The following is a 6,204-nucleotide window of genomic DNA, read 5'->3' as shown; positions in this document are numbered from 1 at the left end:
GCCACGCCGGCGAGGGACCCGCGGCGAAGCGCAGCCAGACGTGGGAGCCGGTGGGTGGGGCCACGCCGGCGAGGGACCCGCGGCGAAGCGCAGCGAGACGTGGGAGCCGGTGGGGACTAGAGTGATTTTCGTGAGCACCTCTGCCGGCTGGGACCATCCCCGCACGTCCTTTTACACAGACCACTACGAGCTGACCATGTTGCAGGCTGCCCTGCATTCCGGCGCAGCCCACCGCAAATCGGTGTTTGAAGCCTTCGCGCGGCGTCTGCCGGATGGCCGCCGGTATGGCGTGGTTGCGGGCACGGGACGGCTGCTGGAAGGCATCGCCAACTTCCGGTTCGGCGCGGCCGAACTGGAGTTCCTGGCTGCCACCAAGGTGGTGAACCAGCAGACGCTGGACTACCTGGCCGACTACCGGTTCACCGGCGACATCTGGGGTTACGCCGAGGGCGAGGCGTATTTCCCCAACTCCCCCATCCTCATTGTCGAGGCCACCTTCGCCGAGGCCTGCATGCTGGAGACCTACCTCCTGTCCGTCCTGAACCACGACAGTGCCATCGCCTCGGCGGCCTCCCGTATGGTGGGCGCGGCCGGCGGACGGCCATGCATCGAAATGGGGTCACGGCGCACCCACGAGGAAGCCGCGTCCGCTGCTGCCCGGGCCGCTGTCATTGCCGGCTTCGACAGCACCTCCAACCTGGAAGCCGGCGTGCGCTACGGCATCAAGACCGTGGGCACCGCAGCGCATTCCTTTACGCTCCTGCACGACAATGAGCGCGACGCCTTCGAGGCCCAGATCGCGTCCCTTGGCGCCGGCACGTCGCTGCTGGTGGACACGTACGACGTCGAAACCGCCGTCCGCACGGCCGTGGACCTGGCAGGGCCCAAACTGGGCGCGGTACGGCTGGACTCGGGTGACCTTGTGGCCCAGGCGCAATGGGTCCGCCGCCTGCTGGACGATTTGGGGAACGTGAACACCAAAATTGTGGTCACCTCCGACCTCGATGAGTTTGCCATCGCTGCCCTGCAATCCGCTCCGGTGGATTCCTACGGCGTGGGCACGTCTTTGGTGACGGGCTCCGGCGCGCCGACGGCGAGCATGGTCTACAAGCTCGTCAGCCGCACTGACGACGCCGGGAACTTCGTCTCCGTCGCCAAGGCAGCCAAAAATAAGGCCAGCGTAGGCGGCCGCAAATATGCCCTGCGCAAGCTGAACGAACGCGGCACTGCCACCGCCGAGATGGTCGGGGTGGGGCACCGGCCCGAGGACGACGGCAACGACCGCCAGCTCCTGCAGCAGTTCATGAAAAACGGCGAACTGCTGCCCGGCTGGACCGGTTATGAGGGAGTGCAGCGCGCGCGGCAACGGCACGCGGATTCCATGGCCGAACTGCCCTCGGTGGTCCACCGGCTCCAGCGCGGCGACGCCGCCATCCCCACCGTTTACGAGGAGAGCTGATGTCCCGCGCCCTGATCATTGTTGATGTCCAAAACGATTTCTGCGAAGGCGGTGCACTGCCCGTCACCGGCGGGGCGGACCTGGCCGTTGCCATCAGCGAATACGTCGACGCCCACCAGGGCCAATTCGACCATGTGGTGGCCACCCAGGACTGGCATATCGATCCGGGCAACCACTTCTCCGCTGCCCCCGACTTCAAGGACAGCTGGCCGCCGCACTGCGTGGCGGGAACCCGCGGGGCGGAGCTGCACGAGGACCTGGACACCGAGTACATCGAGGCCTTCTTCCGCAAGGGCCAGTTCACGGCCGCCTACTCCGGCTTCGAAGGCCTACTTGCCCCCGAGGACGTTGTCCCCACCGGCGAGCGCCAGCCCGGGTCAATGCCCGGGGCCAACGATTCGCCGCAGTCAGCACCGGACGGGGACGCCATCGGCCTGGATGAATGGCTCCAAAGCAACGACGTGGAGGACGTGGTGGTGGTCGGGCTGGCGACCGACTACTGCGTGCGCGCCACCGCCCTCGATGCGGTCCAGGCAGGCTACGGCGTCACCGTGATCCGTTCCCTGACAGCCGGGATCGCCGAAGACCTCGACGAGGCCGTGGCGGAGATGGAACTGGGCGGCGTCGAGATCGCCTAGTCCCACGGCCTGTACCTGCGGGTCACCTCCGGACCGCCCCCGCGTCGGCCTGGCTCGAACACATGTTCGATTAGACTGGGGGGAATCGGAATGGAGGGACACCATGGCCTACCCAACGGAGCCGGCGGACAGCGCCGGACAAGGAGCAGCCGGGACCGGAGAGTCATTCCTGCCGGTGGGCTTTGCCTCTCCGGCTCAGGACTATTTTTCCGGCCGCATCGACCTCAATAAGCACCTGATCAACGACATCACCAGCACGTTCATCCTCAGGGTGGCGGGCGACGGGATGCGGGCCTCCGGCATTTTCGACGGGGACGAACTGATCGTGGACCGCTCCCTCACGGCCCGCAGCGGCTCCGTGGTGGTTGCCGTTGTGGATGGCGAGCTGATCATCCGCAGGCTCCACCTTGCCGGGGACGAGCTCACGCTCACCGCTGACGATCCCGGCCTGGCCCCCATCACGGTGACGGCCGGCGTCGACCTGGCCGTGTGGGGCGTCGCCACCCGGTGCCTGCACCGTGTCTGAAGCCGGCCCCGACCGCGCGGCAAAGTGCTTCGCCCTGGTGGACGTGAACAACTTCTACGTTTCCGCGGAGCGCGCCTTCGACCCATCGCTGGAAAACCGGCCCGTGGTGATCCTGTCCAACAATGACGGCTGTGTGATCACCCGAAGCGCCGAGGCCAAGGACCTGGGCATCGCCATGGGCGCACCCTGGTTCCAGATCTCGGCGCAGGCCAAGGCCTGGGGCCTGGTGGGCCTGTCCAGCAACTACGAACTGTACGGGGACCTCAGCGCACGGGTGATGGAGTACCTGGCCAGGCACTCGCTGGCCACCGAGATCTACAGCATCGACGAGGCCTTCCTGACCTTGCCCGGAAGCACCGCCGACCAGCACGCCGCCGGCCGGAACATCCGCCGCGGCGTGCGCCGCCACGTGGGACTGCCCGTCTGCGTGGGGCTGGCCCCCACCAAAACCCTCGCCAAACTTGCCAACCAATGGGCCAAGAACAACCCGCACTTCCAGGGCGTCTGCCACTGGGACAGCATCAGCCCCGCGGACCAGGAGCGGCTGCTGCGCAAGCTTCCGGCGCAGAAGATCTGGGGTGTGGGCGGGCGCAACAGCACCCGGCTCGCCGCGGTCGGGATTATCACGGCCTGGGACCTGCGCAATGCCGATCCCCTGGTGATCCGCAAGCGTTTCTCGGTGGTCCTGATGCGGACGGTCCTGGAACTGCAGGGAACCCCCTGCATCACCCTGGACGAAACCCGGGGCCACAGCCAGATCCTGTTTTCCCGGTCGTTTGTGACTCCCGCCAGCAGTGTCAGGGAAGTGGGGCAGGCCCTGAGTGTCTACGCCCAGGGCGCAGCAGCCCGCCTTGCCCGGAAAAAGCTGGTCACCGGGAACCTCAACGCTTTCGCCCGGACCTCGTCCTTTAACGGCGGACCCGTCGTGGCCCACTCCGTGGACGTGGCGTTCCCCTCCCCCACCGCCGATCCCCTGGAGATCATCAGGGCGGCGCAGCGCCTGCTGCCGGACATCCGCGAAGGCACCCCCTATATGCGGGTGGGCGTCACCGTCAGGGACCTGAGTCCGGCAGGCAGCCAGGACACCCTGATGGACTTCCTGGACACGCCGGACCGGACCCTGGGCCCCATCCTGGATGGTGTTGCGGAACGGTTCGGCCGGGCCAGCATCGGGCTGGGCCACGGCGGCCTCAGGTCCGGATCGAAGTGGGCCACCAAGCGGGACAGGCTGACGCCGCGGTACACCACGCACTGGGATGACCTGCCGGTGGTCAAAGCCAAATAACGCCTCGACCCGTGGCGGTCCGCCACGCGCCTACGTGCGGCCGATAAACCAGTCCTGGAGCTTCCGCAGCCGCGACTGGAGCTGTTCCTCGTTGGCCTGGGCCACGGGAGGGCCACCGCACACCGTCCGCAGCTTGGTGTGCACCACACCGTGCGGGGTGCCGGTCCGGGCCGACCAGGCCGAGACGTTTTTGGCCAGCTCATTCCGCAGGTCCATCAGCATCCGGTGGTCCGGCATGGCCGGGGCGGCCGCCTGCACGGGCGCAGACCTGCTCTTCCGGTTCAGCTGCTCGTGCTGGCGCTGGCGCAGGAGGGTCCCCACCTGTTCCGCGTCCAGCAGGCCTGGAATGCCCAGGAAGTCCAGTTCATCGTCCGAACCCACTTCGCCGCCGGTACCGAACTCGCCGCCGTCGAACAGGACCCGGTCAAAGGACGCCTGCGAATCCAGTGCCTCGAACTTGCCTTTGGTGAGGCTGTCGGATGCCTTGTCCTCGCGGTTGGCGTCCGCCATGAGTGAGTCTTCGGGGTTGAACAGGCCGTCGGCGTCCTCTTTTTCGGGACGGTCCAGGGCATGGTCTCGTTCGGCTTCCATGGAGTTGGCCAGCGCCATCAATTGCGGCACCGACGGCAGGAACACCGACGCCGTTTCGCCGCGTTTGCGGGCACGCACAAAACGTCCCACGGCCTGGGCGAAGAACAGCGGGGTGGAGGTGGACGTGGCGTACACGCCCACGGACAGCCGCGGGACGTCAACACCTTCGGACACCATGCGGACCGCAACCATCCAGCGTTTCTCGCTGGCGGTGAACTCGTCGATCTTGTCCGAAGCCTTGGCGTCATCCGAGAGGATAACGGTGGGCGATTCGCCGGTGATCCGCTTCAGTTGGCCGGCGTACGCGCGGGCATCCTCGTGGTCGGTGGCGATAACCAGGCCGCCGGCGTCGGGCACGGTGCGGCGCACCTCGCTGAGCCGCTTGTCCGCGCCGGCCAGGACGGCCGGGATCCACTCCCCCGTGGGGTTAAGCGCCGTACGCCAGGCCTGGGAGGTGATGTCCTTCGTGACGGCGGCCTCACCGAGGGAGGCGGCCATTTCCTCGCCGGCGCTGGTGCGCCAGCGCATCTGGCCCGAATAGGCCATAAACATCACGGGGCGGACCACATGGTCGCGCAGGGCACTGCCGTAACCGTATGTGTAATCCGCCTTCGACCGGCGGATGCCGTCGCGGTCCTGGGCGTATTCCACAAACGGGATGGGTGAGGTGTCCGACCGGAACGGCGTACCTGTCAGGGACAGCCGCCGGATGGCAGGATCAAACGCCTCGCGCAGGCCGTCGCCCCAGGACAGGGCTTCGCCGCCGTGGTGGATCTCATCGAGGATCACCAGGGTGCGGGCGGCCTCCGTCTTGGCCCGGTGCAGCAGCGGTTTGCTGGCCACCTGGGCGTATGTGACGGCCACCCCAACGAAGCCGCGGCCGTGCTGGCCGTCGGAGTTCTTGAAGTTGGGGTCGATCGCAATGCCCACCTTGGCGGCGGCGTCGGCCCACTGCCGCTTGAGGTGGTCGGTGGGCGCCACAATGGTGACGCGGTTGACGGTGCCGGCCTCGATCAGCGTTGAGGCAACCCGCAGCGCGAATGTGGTCTTACCGGCGCCGGGCGTTGCGACGGCCAGGAAGTCGCGGGGGGCCGCCTGCATGTACAGGTCCAGGGCCTCCTGCTGCCAGGCACGGAGTTTCGGGGCGGTTCCCCAGGCTGCGCGTTCCGGGTATGCCGGAGGCAGGGTGGGGCCACCAAAGAGGGTTTCCGTCACTATTTGTTGTTGCCCTTGTCCCCGCCGGAGCCCTTGCCGCCGTCGTTGCTGGGCCGCAGGCCGTCATAAACCTCTTTGCACATGGGGCAGACCGGAAACTTTTTGGGATCCCGGCCCGGCGTCCAGACCTTGCCGCACAGGGCAATAACGGGTTCGCCACTGAGGGCGGACTCCATGATTTTTTCCTTCCGCACGTAGTGCGAAAAGCGCTCCCGGTCCCCGGGCTCCACTTCCTGGCGGAGTTCCTCGCGCTCAATGGTGGCCGTGGACGTTCCAGCCCCGGACAGCTCGCGCCGCGGATCGTTTTCGAGAGGGTCCGTCATGCTAGTCATGCCTTCCATCTTAGCCTTTCCGAAGGCCTGGCGTTCGACGCCGGGACCTCCCGGGTGCCCGTTTGGACCAGGTGCAGCGCAGGGACAGCCGGCGCGCCCGGGCGTGTTGGAACAGGCGCCGGGGACGCCAAGGGCCGCTGCCGTGCGGCAGCGGCCCC

Annotated in this window: 6 protein-coding genes; 4 read left to right on the top strand and 2 right to left on the bottom strand. The window is 67.3% G+C overall.

All coding sequences use genetic code 11. The annotated features are described in order from the left end of the window. Nucleotides 1-130 precede the first annotated feature (130 nt). From QRN07_RS08170 to QRN07_RS08155, 4 genes are all read left to right on the top strand, one after another. Nucleotides 131-1,459, top strand: a complete 1,329-nt coding sequence (locus QRN07_RS08170) for a nicotinate phosphoribosyltransferase (protein ID WP_285240792.1) — start codon at nt 131-133, stop codon at nt 1,457-1,459. After that, on the top strand, nt 1,459-2,097 hold the full coding sequence (locus QRN07_RS08165) for an isochorismatase family protein (protein WP_056597272.1): 639 nt from the start codon (nt 1,459-1,461) through the stop codon (nt 2,095-2,097). The genes QRN07_RS08170 and QRN07_RS08165 overlap by 1 nt, the downstream gene beginning before the upstream one ends. Before the next feature lie 103 nt (nt 2,098-2,200). Beyond that, nucleotides 2,201-2,623: a LexA family protein gene (locus tag QRN07_RS08160; RefSeq protein ID WP_056597270.1), complete on the top strand. Its 423-nt coding sequence runs from the start codon at nt 2,201-2,203 to the stop codon at nt 2,621-2,623. Further along, the gene (locus QRN07_RS08155) at nt 2,616-3,908 is read left to right on the top strand and encodes a Y-family DNA polymerase (RefSeq protein WP_285240781.1); all 1,293 of its coding nucleotides are present in this window, start codon (nt 2,616-2,618) and stop codon (nt 3,906-3,908) included. The genes QRN07_RS08160 and QRN07_RS08155 overlap by 8 nt, the downstream gene beginning before the upstream one ends. 30 nt (nt 3,909-3,938) lie before the next feature. On the opposite strand, the gene QRN07_RS08150 is transcribed toward QRN07_RS08155, so the two are convergent. Continuing rightward, nucleotides 3,939-5,714 carry a DEAD/DEAH box helicase gene (locus tag QRN07_RS08150; protein ID WP_050687921.1) on the bottom strand — a complete coding sequence of 592 codons (1,776 nt, stop codon included), beginning with the start codon at nt 5,712-5,714 and terminating at the stop codon, nt 3,939-3,941. Then, a complete protein-coding gene (locus QRN07_RS08145; protein WP_050687920.1) occupies nt 5,714-6,055 on the bottom strand; it encodes a DUF3039 domain-containing protein in 342 nt (113 codons plus the stop codon). Before QRN07_RS08145 ends, QRN07_RS08150 begins: the two co-directional genes overlap by 1 nt. Nucleotides 6,056-6,204 lie beyond the last annotated feature (149 nt).

Origin of the sequence: Pseudarthrobacter sp. MEB009 (assembly GCF_030208875.1) — a bacterium.
Classification (GTDB): domain Bacteria; phylum Actinomycetota; class Actinomycetes; order Actinomycetales; family Micrococcaceae; genus Arthrobacter.
The sequence above is the reverse complement of the archived record's forward strand: the minus strand, read 5'-3'. Positions and strand labels throughout refer to the sequence as shown.